This window comes from Microbacterium proteolyticum (assembly GCF_030818075.1).
GTDB classification, from domain to species: domain Bacteria; phylum Actinomycetota; class Actinomycetes; order Actinomycetales; family Microbacteriaceae; genus Microbacterium; species Microbacterium proteolyticum_A.
The window spans coordinates 3,697,949-3,713,540 of the sequence record NZ_JAUSZZ010000001.1; the positions used below are offsets into that span (position 1 = coordinate 3,697,949).

Annotated in this window: 12 protein-coding genes; 8 read left to right on the plus strand and 4 right to left on the minus strand. The window is 70.0% G+C overall.

Going from position 1 to position 15,592, the window contains the following annotated elements:
- The first annotated feature begins 13 nt into the window (after positions 1-13).
- Positions 14-1,270, plus strand: coding sequence for a multidrug effflux MFS transporter (locus QE392_RS17155; RefSeq protein ID WP_307453843.1), 1,257 nt, complete (start codon positions 14-16; stop codon positions 1,268-1,270).
- A gap of 176 nt (positions 1,271-1,446) precedes the next feature.
- Here QE392_RS17155 and QE392_RS17160 read toward each other — a convergent pair whose 3' ends face one another.
- Positions 1,447-2,625 (minus strand): epoxide hydrolase family protein, encoded by a 1,179-nt coding sequence (locus QE392_RS17160; RefSeq protein WP_307453845.1) that lies wholly within the window; start codon positions 2,623-2,625, stop codon positions 1,447-1,449.
- Between the two features lie 87 nt (positions 2,626-2,712).
- Between QE392_RS17160 and QE392_RS17165 the strand changes: the two genes are divergently transcribed.
- Complete coding sequence (locus QE392_RS17165) at positions 2,713-3,267, plus strand: CGNR zinc finger domain-containing protein (RefSeq protein ID WP_307453848.1); 555 nt, start codon at positions 2,713-2,715, stop codon at positions 3,265-3,267.
- Positions 3,268-3,526: 259 nt separating this feature from the next.
- Positions 3,527-4,036, plus strand: coding sequence for a DUF4145 domain-containing protein (locus QE392_RS17170; protein ID WP_307453851.1), 510 nt, complete (start codon positions 3,527-3,529; stop codon positions 4,034-4,036).
- 129 nt (positions 4,037-4,165) lie between these two features.
- Here QE392_RS17170 and QE392_RS17175 read toward each other — a convergent pair whose 3' ends face one another.
- Positions 4,166-5,476: a hypothetical protein gene (locus tag QE392_RS17175; protein ID WP_307453853.1), complete on the minus strand. Its 1,311-nt coding sequence runs from the start codon at positions 5,474-5,476 to the stop codon at positions 4,166-4,168.
- 291 nt (positions 5,477-5,767) lie between these two features.
- Here QE392_RS17175 and QE392_RS17180 point away from each other — a divergent pair, with 291 nt between their 5' ends.
- The 4 genes from QE392_RS17180 to QE392_RS17195 all read left to right on the plus strand — a co-directional run bounded on the left by QE392_RS17180 (position 5,768) and on the right by QE392_RS17195 (position 12,010).
- A complete protein-coding gene (locus tag QE392_RS17180; RefSeq protein WP_373426490.1) occupies positions 5,768-7,177 on the plus strand; it encodes an MFS transporter in 1,410 nt (469 codons plus the stop codon).
- Positions 7,178-7,182: 5 nt separating this feature from the next.
- Positions 7,183-9,366, plus strand: coding sequence for a molybdopterin oxidoreductase family protein (locus tag QE392_RS17185; RefSeq protein ID WP_307453858.1), 2,184 nt, complete (start codon positions 7,183-7,185; stop codon positions 9,364-9,366).
- The gene (locus QE392_RS17190) at positions 9,359-10,924 is read left to right on the plus strand and encodes an FAD-dependent oxidoreductase (RefSeq protein ID WP_307453860.1); all 1,566 of its coding nucleotides are present in this window, start codon (positions 9,359-9,361) and stop codon (positions 10,922-10,924) included. The genes QE392_RS17185 and QE392_RS17190 overlap by 8 nt, the downstream gene beginning before the upstream one ends.
- 453 nt (positions 10,925-11,377) lie before the next feature.
- Entirely contained in the window at positions 11,378-12,010 is a 633-nt protein-coding gene (locus QE392_RS17195) for a LysE family translocator (RefSeq protein WP_307453863.1), read from the plus strand.
- A gap of 158 nt (positions 12,011-12,168) precedes the next feature.
- Here the strand turns inward: QE392_RS17195 and QE392_RS17200 are convergent, their stop codons facing one another.
- Entirely contained in the window at positions 12,169-13,644 is a 1,476-nt protein-coding gene (locus QE392_RS17200; protein ID WP_307453865.1) for an FAD-dependent oxidoreductase, read from the minus strand.
- A 373-nt stretch (positions 13,645-14,017) separates the two neighbouring features.
- On the opposite strand from QE392_RS17200, the gene QE392_RS17205 reads away from it, so the two are divergent.
- Entirely contained in the window at positions 14,018-14,686 is a 669-nt protein-coding gene (locus QE392_RS17205; RefSeq protein WP_307453867.1) for a TetR/AcrR family transcriptional regulator, read from the plus strand.
- Positions 14,687-14,980: 294 nt separating this feature from the next.
- Here the strand turns inward: QE392_RS17205 and QE392_RS17210 are convergent, their stop codons facing one another.
- A complete protein-coding gene (locus tag QE392_RS17210) occupies positions 14,981-15,523 on the minus strand; it encodes a YbaK/EbsC family protein (RefSeq protein WP_307453870.1) in 543 nt (180 codons plus the stop codon).
- Positions 15,524-15,592: the final 69 nt, after the last annotated feature.

Genomic DNA, 15,592 nt, shown 5'->3' on the forward strand with positions numbered 1-15,592 from the left:
TGCTTTCATAACTATGACGACCGATACCGACTCCGTGCACACGCAACTGGCATCCCCTTCGAACGGCATCACGACGCCCCTCCTGCTGGTGCTCGGCCTCCTGAGTGCCGTCGCGCCCTTCGCCACCGACTTGTATCTGCCGGCGTTCCCGCAGATGACCGTCGAGCTGACGACGTCGGCCACGACCGTGCAACTGACGTTGACGGCGTTCCTCATCGGCGTGACCGCCGGACAGCTCGTGTTCGGCCCGCTCTCCGACCGGTTCGGGCGCGTCCCGCCCCTCATCGCCGGAGCCGCGCTGTGCGTGCTCGCGAGCGCCATTGCGGTCTTCGCGCCGAACGTCGCCGTGCTCGTCGTCGCGCGTCTTCTGCAGGGCCTGGGCGGGGCCGCCGGAATGGTGATCGGCCGCGCGGTCATCTCCGATCTCGCGACCGGAAAGGCCGCCGCGCGTGCCTTCTCCCTCATGATGATCGTCGGTGGCGTCGCCCCGGTCGTCGCCCCGCTCCTCGGCGGTCTGCTGACCGGCCCCATCGGCTGGCGCGGGTTGCTGGCGATCGTTCTGGGGCTGTCGGTGGCCATGCTCGTCGCCGTGCTCGTCGTGGTGCGCGAGACGCACCTGCGCGCCCGCCGCGACGCGCTGCGCGCGGAGCGGGTGGCATCCGGATCCCCCCTGCGGGCACTGTGGTCTCGGACCTTCATCGGCTACACGACGGTGTTCGCGTTCGGCTTCGCCGTGATGATGGCGTACATCTCGGCGTCGCCGTTCCTCTACCAGAACATGCTCGGGCTCGACACGGTCGGATACGGAATGATGTTCGGCCTGAACGCGCTCGCGCTGGTGTTCGTGAGCGCGCTCGCACCGAAGCTCACCGCCGCCCGTTCGGTCGAGAGCGTCCTGACCCTCGGTATCGCGATCGTGACCGCGTCGACCATCGCCTTCGCGCTTCTCGTCTTCTCGGGAGCACCGGCGTTCTGGCTCGCGGTGCCGCTCTTCACGGCCGTCGGGTCACTGGGCCTGGTGTTCGGAAACGCGACCGCGCTGGCACTCGGTGCCGTCCCCCGCATCGCCGGGAGCGCCTCGGCCGTGCTGGGAGCCGCCCAGTTCGGGCTGGCCGCAGTGGTCTCGCCGCTGGTCAGCCTGGGCGGTGAGGGCACCGCCGCTCCCCTGGCCGTCGTCATGCTCGCGTCTGCGGCGATCGCCGCGGTCGCCCTCGCGGTCACGCGCCGCGCGGAGGGGGTGGCGAAGGCGCGCAGCGCGGCGGGGCGCTGACGCTGCGCGGCCGCGACGGTCGAGGCACGGAATCTCTTTCCGGCGCGAGGCGTGGAACAGGAAAGAAGTGGATGCCATCGCCCGACGCCCACTGCCCTCGCGGTTCCCGTTGCTTCGGGCGATCCGAAGCTCCTGCGCTCCTTCTCTACGACGAACACGATCAGGCCCACGACACCTCACTCCGACGCCGCAAGCACCGCCGCCAGCCCCTCCCGCAGATCGCGCACAAACTCCCCCGGCATCTCCAGCGCGGGAAAGTGACCGCCCGCCTCGGGCGCCCGCCATCGCACGATATGGCGGAACCGCTCCTCCGCCCAGGGCCGCGGATGCTTCTCGATGTCGTGCGGGTAGGTGGTGAGGGCCGCGGGCACCGTCACCCGCAGGTCGGGATCGAGCGATTGGTGACTCTCGAAATAGATCCGTGCCGCAGATGCGCCGGTCGCGGTGAGCCAGTACAGGGTCACGTTGTCAAGGAAGCGGTCGCGCGAGATGGTCTCGAACGGCGAGTCGACCGTGTCGCTCCATTCGAAGAACTTTTCCAGGATCCATGCGAGCAGCCCGACGGGCGAGTCGACCAGGGAGTACCCGATCGTCTGCGGCGCGGTCGCCATGACCCTCGCGTAGGCGAGACGGTTCCTCTCAAAGGCGCGAGTGTGCTCGACCCACTGCCGTTCGGTGGCGTCGAGCCCGTCGAGGCTAAGCCCGGGCGGCGCGATCGGCATGGTGGTGTGGATGCCGATGACGTGCGCCGGAAACCGGCCACCGAGCGCGATGGTGACCGGCCCGCCCCAATCGCCCCCGTGGGCGAGGAAGCGGTCGTACCCGAGCCTGCCCATGAGCTGGACCCACGCGGCCGCGATGCGTTCCGTGCCCCACCCCTCTCCGGTGGGCTTGTCGGAGTAGCCATACCCCGGCAGCGACGGCACGACGACGTGGAACGCCGGGGTCTCGGCATCCTGAGGCTCGGCGAGCTCGTCGATGATGTCGACGAACTCGGCGACGCTCCCCGGCCAGCCGTGGGTGAGAACGAGCGGAGTGGCATCCGGCCGCGGCGAACGGCGGTGGAGGAAATGGATGCCGAGCCCGTCGACGACCGTGCGAAACTGGCCGATCTCATTGAGTCGACGCTCGAACGGACGCCAGTCATAGGTGGTGCGCCAGTACTCGATCAGCTCGACGATGTCGGCGAGGGGTGGGCCTTGCTCCCACCGATCGCGGCTTCGCGCGTCGTGAGGTGTTGTTGCGCGTTCGGGGAGTCGCGTCGATGTCAGGCGTGCGCGCAGCGCGACGAGGTCCTCGTCGGTGGCGTGCGGCTCGAAGCGCTCGATCCGGTTCGTCGTCTTCTGGTCGCTCATCGAGGCTCCTCATCGACCGGCGGATGGAACCGGCTATGACGGTTCTAACACCTGGGTCGACGAATCGGAACCTCCTATGCTGGTTCCATGACTGCTCGCGACCCGGAGTTTCGTCTCGGCTCCGTGCTCGCGACCACCTTCACGGGGACGCTCACCGAACGGTTCGGCGCACCCATAGAGCGGATCCCGACCCCCGCGCGCCTCGCGGATTGGCTGCGGGAGGTGGACCTCACGGTCGGCGCGTGCTCGCCCGCCGACCTCGCCGCCGCGGTGGAGCTGCGCGAGGCGATCCATATCGCCGCGTCGGCTCAGGCCGTCGGGCGGCCTCGCCCTCGCGACGCCGTCGAGGTCATCAACCGATTCAGCGCACGCGGCGGCGCCGTGGCGGTGCTCGCCGAGGACGGCCGCCGGCGATGGTTCCTCGGGCAGCCCGCGACCGTCGCGGCAGCCCTCGGAGTCGTGGCCGCCGACGCCATCGAGATCCTCGCCGGCGTGCGCCCCGGCGCCCTCGCGCTCTGCGCCTCCCCCACCTGCCGCGCAGCGTTCTTCGACACCAGTCGCGGCCGGACGCGGCGGTGGTGCGACATGAACACGTGCGGCAATCACGAGAAGAAGGCGCGGTTGCGGGCGCGGCGGGGATGAAGCGGGCGCCTGGACACGCGCTGCGGCCTTGCTATGCAACTCGGGGCTCGCACCCGCCCAACCCTCTCGACTAATATTCCTGCCGCGATGGGTGCCGCTCCACACACCAGGCCAGTAGGCCTACCATTCACCTATGGCCTCGACGACGTGCGGACACTGCGAGAGACTTTCCCATTTCACGACGAGGTGGGGACAGGTGACACCGTCGGGGACTTTGGTGCAAATTGCCGCTACGTGTGACAACTGCGGGCGGCTATCGATGGCCAGTGCATCTTTCGCGGGAGATCCGGGATACCACGGCGACACGGACCGCGGTCGAACAACGCAATTCATAGAGAGATCGAATGAGATCGCGTGGCTTCCGCGAGTCGGCGTCACTCCGGCAGTGGATGACGTCCCTCAACACATCGCTAGCGCTGCGCGACAGGCCTACTCGAGTGCGTCGATTGGGAACAACATGGCAGCAATCCTGATGGCGCGTACTGTGATCGAAGCCACAGCTAAAGCGAAGGGCTACACCCGGGGCACACTGGCTAGCAAGATTGAAGACCTGAGAGACGGAAACCTGATCCGACCCGCAATCGCCGACGAGGCGCACGAAGTACGGTTCGCGGGCAACGACATGGCTCACGGCGACATCGATGTGCAGCCCAACTCAAACGATGCGGAAGAGATCCTGGCGCTGATGTCCGAAGTTCTCTCCGAAGTATTCCAGGGGCCAGCCCGCATGGCGCGCGTGCGGGCGAAGCGCCAGGGATCCACGGAATAGATACAAATGCGCTCTGCCCGGATGCCCTATGCGTCCATCATGAAAGTCGCTCGCCAGCGCGCAATGCGGCAACTTCGTCAGCTGGTTACGGATTGGAGCGTTCGAACACAACCAATTCATACTCGTTGACTAGAGACCGGCTTGATACTCAATCCATCTGAAAAGGACCTTGAACCCTTCGCTTTCTATGCGGTCGCGGCTTCGTATCAGAAAGGACTTTAGCGCTGCGGTTGCCGCCGACCGCCGGTCCCGCGGCGTCTCCAAATCTTCAATGTCGTGCACCATGGTGGCAAGACGTCCCGTTGTATCGAAGGCCTCAACCGCCGCCATGAGCGCACGCGGCTCTTGACCCTCTTGCACTCCTTCAATTTGGATTCGCTCGCGGCGGGTTGTATCACTCACAACCGTTCCTGGGATCTCGATGCCTGCGATCCTCGGTAGCACCTCCGAGCCGCCGAAGAGTCGCAGCACGGCGCTCTCAACAGTGGGAAACGGAACGTTGGTGTCGACTTCCTCGACAACTTCCGCCTCGGCAGCCTGGCGCAGAGCAAGAAGTCTGCGCTCGTAGTCATGTCGCAAATCGGTCCGGAGGCGCCGAAGTGCTCGCACATTGCGAGCAATGAATTCACTCGCTGCGTCTGGACCAAATCCCAGTGCCATGAGAGATTCGAGCGCGGCATCCGCGTCGGATAGGAGATCCACGAATCTTTGGAACTGCTCGAAGCGGGGAACGATATCATCGTGAGCAATGGAGCTGTCCGCGTAAAACTCCACCACTTCGCCGCGCGTCGTACGATAGCCAGCACGCCGGACGCCCACGCGCTGAGTTGTTACCAACCAGTCACGGAACATATCGAGAATTCCAGCGGCTTCGTTGCCAAAAACCGCCCCCGAAGGGATATATATTCTTAGGAGGAGATTGCTCGAGATGTCGTCGACAAAAAGCACGGCCAGCTCGTCGGCCTCCGCGTTGCGGCGGTAAAAAGTGGGCTGCACTCCACACCTATCGAAAAGCTCGAACGCTGATGCTCGCGTCGCTTCACTGAGCGTTTCGTCGTACTCTTCCCCTTCATACAACCACCCCGCTGGGGCCTCCGACTTCCAATCCCGACCAAGGCCGATATCTTCGTGCAGAAGGACTAGGTGCGGAATTGAAGAGATCGCTCTTAGCAACCGCGGAGCCGAGAGAGCGTGCTCCTTATACAACTCGTCCGCGTGCGGAGTACCTGACGCCGTCATCTGCTCCAGATTGTGGCGGTTCAGTCGAGCAATCACCAGACTTGCCCCGTCAGCCTCGATCAAGCTAGCCATGACGTTCCAGTTGTCAGCGCGCGAGCTGAGTCGCTTCAAGACGTACTTCTGTCTGCGCGCTCGCAAGCGGGATGTCAGCGCAGCACTGTCTGCGTCAATGAGAACCACGTACTTCTCGTCCAGGGACACACCCGGCATCTTACAAAACTGGTCAAACGCACGCATGAAATCGCCGACGTTACGGTTAGGTCTCACCCGATGCCCTACGTCGCCTATTCTCAACTCTTCTGCTACTTCAGCTATATGGCCCGCTACCTTCCGATGTAACGCGCACGTAAACTCCCCCTCTCCCCCACCCCCTCCGCGGGTGAAACAACCGTTACCTCCCCGCCCCCGACGACGCAGTCACGGGTAACGCCCCCTCCCTACGCTGGCGGCACGCCCAGCCCATGCGGGGCGCTGCACCTCCCCACATCGCCCATGGAGGAACCCGTGACCGTCACCGACCCGCGCCCCGAAGCCGCCGCCGCGCCGCCCGCCGTTACAGCCGCCGCGGAAGCCCCAGCCTTAGAACACCGCCCCGGCCGCTGGATCGACAACTGGAACCCCGAGAACGCCACGCAGTGGGCCAAGGAGGGCAAGGCCATCGCCTCCCGCAACCTGCGGTGGTCGATCTTCGCAGAGTTCCTGGGCTTCGTTGTCTGGCAGCTGTGGTCGGTCGTCGTCGTCTCGCTGCCCGCGGCGGGCTTCCAGCTCGACACGGGCCAGATCTTCTGGCTCATCTCCATGCCGAGCCTCGTCGGCGCGACGCTGCGCATCCCCTACACGTTCATGGTTCCCCGTTTCGGCGGTCGCAACTGGACGATCGTCTCGGCAGCCCTGCTGCTCATCCCGAGCATCGGCCTTGCCATCGCGGTGTCGAACCCCGCGACGCCCTTCGGCCTGCTGCTCCTCATCGCCGCGTTCGCCGGCTTCGGCGGCGGCAACTTCGCCAGCTCCATGGCGAACATCACCTTCTTCTACCCGGCCGCGCAGAAGGGCTACGCCCTCGGACTCAACGCCGCCGGCGGTAACCTCGGCGCCTCGGTCGCGCAGTTCGTCGTGCCGATCGTCATCACGGTCGGTGCTGCGGCGACCCTGAACCTGCCGCTCGCGGGTCTCATCTGGGTGCCGCTCATCATCGTCGCGATGATCGGCGCGTACTTCCGTATGGACAACCTCTCCAACGCGAAGTCCGACATCACGGCATCCCTCGCCGCCCTCAAAGAGCCGCACCTGTGGATCATGGCCGTGCTCTACATCGGCACCTTCGGCTCGTTCATCGGCTTCGCCGGCGTCTTCCCGAAGCTGCTCGCCGACACGTTCCCCGACTTCAAGGGCATCGCGATCGGCACCGCCACCGTCACCCTCGCCTTCATGGGTGCGCTCGTCGGCTCGCTCGCCCGCCCCTACGGCGGCAAGCTCGCCGACCGCTTCGGCGGCACCGTCATCACGATGGGCGCCTTCACGGTGATGGGTCTCGGCATCCTGAGCGTCATCCTGACCCTGCCGATGCAGAACTTCGCCGTGTTCCTCGCGTGCTTCCTGGTGCTGTTCGCCGCGGCGGGCATCGGCAACGGCTCGACCTACCGCATGATCCCGACGATCTTCACCCTCAAGGCCAACGGCGGCATCGGCGCGCAGCGCAAGGCGGCCGCGGCCCTCGGCCTCATCTCGGCGATCGGCGCGTACGGCGGCTTCTTCATCCCGCAGCTGCTCGGCTTCTCCAAGACGACGTTCGGCTCGTACACCCCCGCCCTCGGTTGGTTCGCCTTGGCCTACGTCGCCTTCCTCGCCATCACCGCCAGCGTCTACCTGACGCTGTCGAAGAAGAGCGGCACCCGCATCTGATGTCCATGAGCTCCGCCGACACCCACTGCCCCTACTGCGCGCTGCAGTGCGCCATGACCGTCCTTCACGACGCTTCTTCGGATGACGCCGTGACAACGGTCACCGGCCGCGACTTCCCCACCAACCGGGGAGGACTCTGCGCCAAGGGCTGGACGTCGGCGGAGCTCTTGGCATCCCCCCACAGACTCCGGATGCCGCTGATGCGGCAGTCCAACGGCACGCTCGCCGAGACCACCTGGGATGAGGCACTGGATGCCGTCGCCGCGGCCTTCCGCGACACGAAAGCCACCCACGGACCCGACGCCAACGCCATCTTCGGCGGCGGCGGACTCACCAACGAGAAGGCGTACCAGCTCGGCAAGTTCGCCCGCGTCGCCCTCGGCACCTCGCGCATCGACTACAACGGCCGGTTCTGCATGTCGTCGGCGGCCGCGGCATCCAATCGGGCCTTCGGTATGGACCGGGGCCTACCCTTCCCCGTCACCGACCTCGACGACGCGCGGACCATCCTGCTGCTCGGCTCCAACGTCGCCGCGACCATGCCGCCGTTCCTCGCGCACCTCGCCGGAGCCCGCGCCGCGGGCGGCCTGATCGTCGTCGACCCGCGCCGCTCCGCCACCGCGCGCCTCACCGAAGACGGCGCCGGCACCCACCTGCAGCCCGCACCCGGCACCGACCTGCCGCTGCTGCTCGGGCTCACCCACATCGTCATCGCCGAGGGCCTCGCCGACCGCGCATATATAGAAGAGCGGACGGCGGGCTTCGATGCCCTGCGCCGCTCGGTTGCGCAGTGGTGGCCCGAACGCACCTCCTCCACCACCGGCATCCCGGTCGCCCAGCTCCGCGAGACCGCCCGGCGCCTCGCCGCGGGCGGCGCGTACATCCTCACCGGACGCGGCGTCGAACAGCACGTCGACGGCACCGCCACCGCGACCGCCGCGATCAACCTCGCGCTCGTACTCGGCCTCGTCGGCCGCGAGGGCTCGGGCTACGGCACCCTCACCGGCCAGGGCAACGGCCAGGGCGGACGCGAGCACGGCCAGAAGGCCGACCAGCTGCCCGGCTACCGCTCCATCCGCGACCCCGAAGCGCGCCGGCACGTCGCCGGGGTGTGGGGCGTCGACCCGGATGAGCTTCCGGATGCCGGCATCCCGGCCACCGCGCTGCTCGGCGAACTCGGCGGGCCGGTGAAGACGCTGCTGGTCGCCGGCTCCAACGTCGTCGTCTCGGCACCCGACGTCGACGCCCTGCGGGAGCGGCTCCAAGCCCTCGACGCCCTCGTCGTGTGCGACTTCTTCCTCAGCGAGACCGCCGAGCTCGCCGACATCGTGCTGCCCGTGCTGCAGTGGGCCGAGGAGGAGGGCACGATGACCTCGCTCGAGGGCCGGGTCGTCCGCCGCCGCCGCGCGCTGGCCGCGCCGGACGGTGCCCGCAGCGAGCTGTGGATCATGTCGGAGATTGCGCGGCGCCTGGGCGCGGCATCCACCTGGTCGACCGATCCGGCCGAGGTGTTCGACGAGCTCGCCCGCGCGTCGGAGGGCGGCGTCGCCGACTACTCCGGCCTGTCGCACGCTCTGCTCGACACCGGCATCGAGGCGTACTGGCCGTACCGCTCCGAGAGCACCCCGCGTCCCTTCACCGAGCGCTTCGCTCACGCCGACGGCCGTGCGAAGCTCGTGCCCGTGGATGCCACTCCCCCCGCTCCCACCGACCGAGGCGCCGAGCTGACCCTCGTCACCGGCCGCTACCTGCAGCAGTACCAGTCGGGCACGCAGACCCGCCGCGTCGCCGAGCTGAACGGCGCACGCCCCGAGGCGCGGCTCGAGATCCACCCCGCGACGGCGTCGCGGCTCGGCATCCGCGAGGGTGCCCTCGTCGCCGTGTCGAACGAGCGCGGCACGGTGAAGGCGCGGGCGAGCGTGACGACCGACATCCGCCACGACACCGTCTTCTTGCCGTTCCACTACGCGGGAGATGAGTGCGCGAACCGCCTGACCGAGGCGATCGTCGACCCGACCTCGGCGATGCCCGAGTTCAAGCGCACGCGGGTCATGGTGGCTCCGGATGCCGGGATCCCCGCGCCCACGACCGCTGCGCCCATCGAGCGACCGGACGCCGCCGCGCCGCACGTCGTCGAGCGTCCGCCGGTGCTCGTCGCCGCGAACTCTGAGGAGGCAATCCATGGCTGAGCGTGTGGTGCTGGTGGGCTACGGCCCCGTCGGGGCGCGACTCGTCGAGGGCCTGCTGCCCGCCGTGCGCGAGGGCCGCATCGACCTCACCGTCGTCGGCGCCGAGACGCACGACGTCTACAACCGCGTGCTGCTCGCCGAATACGCCGTCGGCCGCACCGACCGCGACGGCCTCGACATGGGCGGCCGCCTCGCCGCCGAAGAAGCGGGCGTCACCTTCGTGCTCGGGATGACGGTGGTCGGCGTCGACCGCGACCGTCGCGTCGTGCGCCTCAATGACGGCATCCGTCTGCCGTACGACCGACTCGTGCTGGCGACCGGCGCCCGCGCCAACGTGCCCACGCTCGCGGGGCTCGAGAAGGCCCAGCGGCACCGCGCGACCAGGCCCGGCGTTCCCGCCGAGCTCGACCGCGGTTCGACGCCGCTCCCCCGCGGCGTCGTGGCCCTGCGCGACCTCGCCGACGCCGAGCACGTGCGCGCGGCGGTCTCGGCCGGGCAGCGCATCGTCGTGCTCGGCGCGGGGGTGCTCGGCATGGAGCTGGCCCTGGCCGCCGCCGAAGCCGGGGCCGAGGTCGTGGTCGCGTACCACTCCGCCGCCCCGATGAACCGCACCCTCGACGAGAACGGCGGACGCGTGCTCGCCGCCGCCGCCACCGCCGTGGGCGTCGAGATGATGCACCACGCCCGCGCCGAGAGCATCGTGCAGCGCTACGACGACCACGGCCAGGCCTGGTTCGACGGGCTCGTCTGCGCCGACGGCAAGGTGCTCGCGGGCGACCTGCTCGTGCTGTCGTGCGGCGTCGCGGCGCGCACCGAGGTGGCATCCATCGCCGGCCTCGCGACCTCGACGGGCGTGCTCGTCGACGGGTCGTCGCGCTCGTGGACCGACCCGAACATCTTCGCCATCGGCGACTGCGCCCACGTCGCCGACCCCGCCGACGCCGACGCCGACGGCCGCGTGCCGGGCGGCCCGAGCGGACTCATCGGTCCGGGCTGGCGGCAGGCCGACCGGCTCGCGGCGCTGCTGTCGACGGGGGCCGAGACGCCGGCCGTCGCCGAGCGGCCCGGTGTCGTCATGCTGAAGGCCGAGGGCATCGACGTCGTCGCCGGAGGCGCGGTCGACGCCGACCCCTTCGCTCACGCTCCCGGATGCCACGGTTCCCAGGTCACCCTCTGGGCCGACCCCGCGCGCGGGGCGTACGTCAAGCTCGTGACCGTTGACGGCGTGCTGACCGGTTTCGTCTCGGTCGGGATGCCACGCACCGGCGCCGAGCTCACCCTGCTCTTCGAGCGCGGGTCGGAGCTTCCCGCCGACCGATCGACGCTTCTGCGCCTCGATGCGCCCGACGTCGGCATGGCGGCATCCGGCGACCCCTTCGCCGCCGATGCGACGGTCTGCTGGTGCAACGGGGTGAGCGCCGGTGCGATCCGCGAGGCGGTGGCGGCCGGGGAGCCGACCGTCGCGTGCGTCAAGGCGTCGACCCGCGCCGGCACGGGCTGCGGCGGCTGCGTCGGCCGCATCAGCGAGCTGCTCGCGCGCGAGGCCGTGCCCGCGTAGCCCCCGTCCCCCGCCCGCGCGTGAGGGGTCAGTTTCTGTCGCCTGGACGCCTCCTAGGCGACACGGATTGACCCCTCACGCACCGCGCACGCGTCTCGGCGCCGAGCCAAGACGTCCACGGCTCTCGCGTGAGGGGTCAATATGTGTCGCCTGGACACCTCGTAGGCGACACAGATTGACTCCTCACGCGCCGCTCGCTGCGCCTCCGGGCCAAGGCGTCCGCCGCTCTCTCCCGCAGCGCTCGGCGCCGCGGGGCCGTGGCGTCCGTCCCTCTCGCGCGAGGGGTCAGTTTTTGTCGCCTGGGCGCCTCCCAGGCGACACAGATTGACCCCTCACGCGCCGTGCTCGGCGCCTCGGCGCCGGGGCGCCAGACCGCCGGGGCGCCAGGACCCCGGGCGCCGGGCTGAGGGCGCCCGGAACGGCGGGGAAACATGACCGCAGTACGCTGCACGAATGCCACCGATCGAGAACCTCGTGGCCTTCGTCGCCGCGTCGGTCGTCATCATCGTCATCCCGGGCCCGAGCGTGCTGTTCGTCATCGGGCGCTCGATCGCACTCGGGCGCCGCGCGGGCGTGCTCAGCGTCGTGGGCAACGCCCTCGGCACCGTGCCCGCGGTGCTCGCCGTCGCCTTCGGTGTCGGCGCGATCGTGGCATCCTCGATCGTCGCCTTCACCGTGCTGAAGATCGTCGGGGCGATCTATCTCGTGTGGCTCGGCATCCAGGCGATCCGCCACCGGCACGCGCACATCGCGGGCGCCGCTGTCGCCCCCACCTCCTCGTGGACCCTCCTGCGCCAGGGCTTCATCGTCGGCCTGACCAACCCCAAGACCATCGCCTTCTTCGTCGCGGTGCTGCCCCAATTCGTCGACCCGCACGCGGGTGCCGCCTGGCTGCAGCTGCTGACGCTGGGCCTGATCTTCCAGGTCCTCGCGCTCGCGTGCGACAGCGCCTGGGCGCTGGCGGCCGGCACCGCCCGGGCATGGTTCGCCCGCTCACCGAAGCGCATCTCGACGCTGTCGGGCACGGGCGGCGTCATGATGATCGGTTTGGGCGGGGCGCTGGCCCTCAGCGGCGCGAAGAGCTGACCAGGGCATCACCCGGCACCGCCATCGCCGGGTGCGCCGCCACCCCGTGCCGAACTCCGGAGAAACCGTCACCGGCAGCCGCCCTCACCGCGGAAGCGCCCGCTCCTTGCGCCGCCGAGACGCCGAAACTCAGGACTTACGCTCGCGAGCGCCGCGACTCAGCCCATCGACCTCAGATCCGCGGATGCTGCGCCCTCCAGCCGCGTCCCGTCGGGCGCGAAGCGCGAGCCGTCGACGGGACTGTCCCAGGAGCGCTCGGCGTCGTTCCAGGTCAACGGCGCCGGGGTGGCGACCGTGCGGGTCCGACCGTCGACCGTCGAGACCGCCGCGGTGCGGAGACCCCGCCTCGCGAGCACACCCGCGCCGTCCGCCGGAGCGTCAACCGGGGCGGGCAGCGCCGATCTCAACGCGTCCGTCGACACCTGAACGCGCCGTGCGGCCTCGCCGATCCCCCGCCCGAGGTCGGCGGGCACGGTCAGACGCGTGCCGATCGTGCGCATCCACTGCGGCCGATCGCTGCGCGAGACGCCGCGGATCTCGTCCGTCAACCGCATCGCGGCGGCAGGCGCGTTGGTCATGCCCCAACCGGCATATCCGGTGGCGAAGCGCAGTCGGCCCAGCCCCCGGGGCATCCCTCCGACGAACGGCACGAGATTGTGCGACTGGTAGTCCTGCCCCGACCACCGCGTGATCTCCTCGCCGACCGGGAGGGTCCGCCGCGCCCAGGCAGCGAGTTCCTCGGCGAGCGCGGCCTCCGAGCGCGCCGAGCCCACCGGATGCCGCGCCCCGGTCACGATGAGCACCCGACGGCCGAATGACGAGGGGGCGGCCACGACGCTGCGCCCCTCGGCGCCGACCTCACTCCACATGCCGCCGGGGGCATCAGCATCCCCCTCCATCTCGAAGGCGATCGCCCACGACCGCAACGCCCGCGTCTTGAACCCGTACAGGCCTCGGCGCGTGAGCGGGGTGCCCGTGGCGAGGACGACCGTGTCGCCCAGGAGCGGTCCGTGAGCGGTGTCGACGCGGCCGCCGGGCAGCGCGGCGACGCCCGTCGCCCGGACGCCGGTGTGGATTACCGCGCCGGCGTCGACGGCGGCACGGGCGAGGGACGTCGCGGTGAGGACGGGATCGAGCGCGAGCTGATCGTCGAGGGCGACGGCGCGCACCGGGGTGCGCCCACCGAGGTCGCCGGGGGCGTCCTCCCGCACGGGCAGCCCCGCTTCGCGCGCCGCGTCGCGCACGGCGTCGAGGGCGGAATCGGTGTCGAGTCCGCGGCCGAACGTGAACGCCGTCCGGCGGTCGGCGGCGTCACCCGCACGATCGGCGAGCCACTCCTGTCCCGCGCGGTTGGCATCCACGTACGCGCGCACGAGGCTCGCCGGGTGGTGCCGTCGCAGTGTGGCGAGTGTCGTGCCCTGGAGGAGGGATGCCATCCCCACCGAGGCCGCCGTCGCCCCCTGTCCCACGTCGCCGGCGTCGACCACGGCGACATCCACACCCGCCTCCGCGAGCATCACCGCGGTCGCCAGGCCCGTGATCCCGGCCCCGACGATGACGACGTCGTGCCGCGCGCCCGCCTCGAACGGCGTCGCGACGGAGGGCTGGTCGGCGGTCCACAGGGGCGAGCTCATGCGTTCATCCCATCGTGGGCGGCGGGCGGGCGGCATCCGCTTGCCTCGATCCCGGCGATCGTCTACCGACCCTGTCGTGCGCTCCGCGGTGCCGGCGGCCGCTGCCCCCTCACGCATAAACACGATTCGTGCGCAGAAACGCGCTCCCTGCGTGTTTCTGCGCACCGATCGCGTTTATGCGTGCGAACCGGCGGTCGCCTGCGCCCGAGCCGCCGGCTCACCCGAGACGCGCCGCAGCCCGCGCGCGAACCGTCCGCCGCCCGCGTGCGAACCGGCGTTCCGTTGCGCGGCACCGCCGGCTCACCCGAGACGCGCCGCCGCCCGCCCGCCGTCGTGGCCGCATCGCCGGGCGCGCCGCGGATATGCTCGGCTCGTGTCCGACAGCGCCGCTCCGTTCAGCCGCACGGCGGTCGTGGCCGCCGCGATCGACCTGTTCGCCGAGCACGGGTACGACCAGACCTCGGTCGAGCAGATCGCGCAGGCGGCGGGGGTGTCGCGCTCGACGTTCTTCCGGCAATTCGGCGGCAAGGAAGACGTCGTCTTCGCCGACCACGAGGTGCTGCTCGCGCAGACCCGCGCGTTCCTCGCCCAGACGCACCCCGACCCCTGGGCGGCGGTGTGTGAAGCGTCCGTGCGGGTGTTCCGGCACTTCGCAGCCGACCCCGAGCTCGCGCGCCGCCGGTACAAGATCGTGCGCGAGATCCCGGGTCTGCGCGACCGCGAGATCGTCACGGTCTTCCGCTACGAGCGCCTCTTCGACCAGTACCTGCGCGAGGCCCTCCCGGGCCTGGACCCCTTGGATGCCGTCGGCTTCGCGGCCCTCGTCACGGCGGTGCACAACCACGTGCTGCGTCGGCTGATGCGCGGCGCCCGGGTGCCGGCATCCGTTCTGCGACGCGCACTCGACGACGCCCTCCGCCGCTACGGCGTGCACTCCGACGGCGACGACGCCGCGGGCGACGACCTCATCGTCGCCGCATTCCCGCGCCGCATGCCCGCCGCGGAGGTCGCGCGGCGCCTGCGTGCCTCGCTGGGCGACTGAGGCCGGTCGCTCCACCCCGCTCCGGAATTTCGCCTCTGCGCACGTCTAGCACCGAGCGATCCCCTCAGCTGCGTGTGCGGAACACCGGACGTCGAGCGGTTCCCTCGGCTGCGTGTCCGAGACACCCGGACGCCCAGCGATCCCCTCGGCTGCATGTCCGAGACACCCGGACGCCGGGCAATCCCCTCGGCTGCGTGTCCGAGACACCCGGACGCCCAGCGATCCCCTCGGCTGAGTGTCCGAGACGCCCGGACGCCGAGGGAGGCGATGGCGGGCGACCGCTCCGCCGCGACGTCAGGCGACGGGCTTCGCCAGGCCGTCGACCACCTCCGCTGCGGGGAGGGATGCCAGCACCTCACCGGGCAGGAAGAGCTTCGCACCGCGGATGCCGGCGCCCACCACGGCCCGCGGCAGTGCCGCCACGCGCGCGTCCACGAGCAGACGCCAGTCGGAGGGGATGCCGAGAGGGGTGATCCCGCCGTACTCCATCCCCGTCGCGGACACGGCGGCATCCATGGGGGCGAACGTCGCCTTGCGCGCGTCGAGCAGCTTGCGCACGGCCCCGTTCACATCGAGGCGGGTCGTGGCGAGGGCGAGGCAAGCGGCGGTGCGGGTCTCCGGACCGCGCGTGCCCTGCACGACGATGCAGTTGGCCGAGATGTCGAGGCTCTGTCCGTAGGCCGCGCAGAATGCGGCCGTGTCGGCCAGCGCCGGGTCGACTTCGGCCACCTCAATGCGCGCGGCGGTCTCGGGGTCGAGTGTCAGCAGAGCGGCGGCGACCGGTTCGGCCAGCAGGTGCGGGTTGTCGAGCGCAGGGAGGAAGGTCAGCGAGGTCACGCCCGCGACCCTACCGCGCGGCCCTCGCCGAGCGTTCGGCGCACGTCGACGCGATGAGTGACACTCAGT

Bases quoted from the DNA above. Each gene is read 5' to 3' on its own strand.
- QE392_RS17155 (WP_307453843.1), top strand. From the start codon at position 14: ATGACGACCGATACCGACTCCGTGCACACGCAACTGGCATCCCCTTCG.
- QE392_RS17160 (WP_307453845.1), bottom strand. From the start codon at position 2,625: ATGAGCGACCAGAAGACGACGAACCGGATCGAGCGCTTCGAGCCGCAC.
- QE392_RS17165 (WP_307453848.1), top strand. From the start codon at position 2,713: ATGACTGCTCGCGACCCGGAGTTTCGTCTCGGCTCCGTGCTCGCGACC.
- QE392_RS17170 (WP_307453851.1), top strand. From the start codon at position 3,527: ATGGCCAGTGCATCTTTCGCGGGAGATCCGGGATACCACGGCGACACG.
- QE392_RS17180 (WP_373426490.1), top strand. From the start codon at position 5,768: ATGGAGGAACCCGTGACCGTCACCGACCCGCGCCCCGAAGCCGCCGCC.
- QE392_RS17185 (WP_307453858.1), top strand. From the start codon at position 7,183: ATGAGCTCCGCCGACACCCACTGCCCCTACTGCGCGCTGCAGTGCGCC.
- QE392_RS17190 (WP_307453860.1), top strand. From the start codon at position 9,359: ATGGCTGAGCGTGTGGTGCTGGTGGGCTACGGCCCCGTCGGGGCGCGA.
- QE392_RS17195 (WP_307453863.1), top strand. From the start codon at position 11,378: ATGCCACCGATCGAGAACCTCGTGGCCTTCGTCGCCGCGTCGGTCGTC.
- QE392_RS17200 (WP_307453865.1), bottom strand. From the start codon at position 13,644: ATGAGCTCGCCCCTGTGGACCGCCGACCAGCCCTCCGTCGCGACGCCG.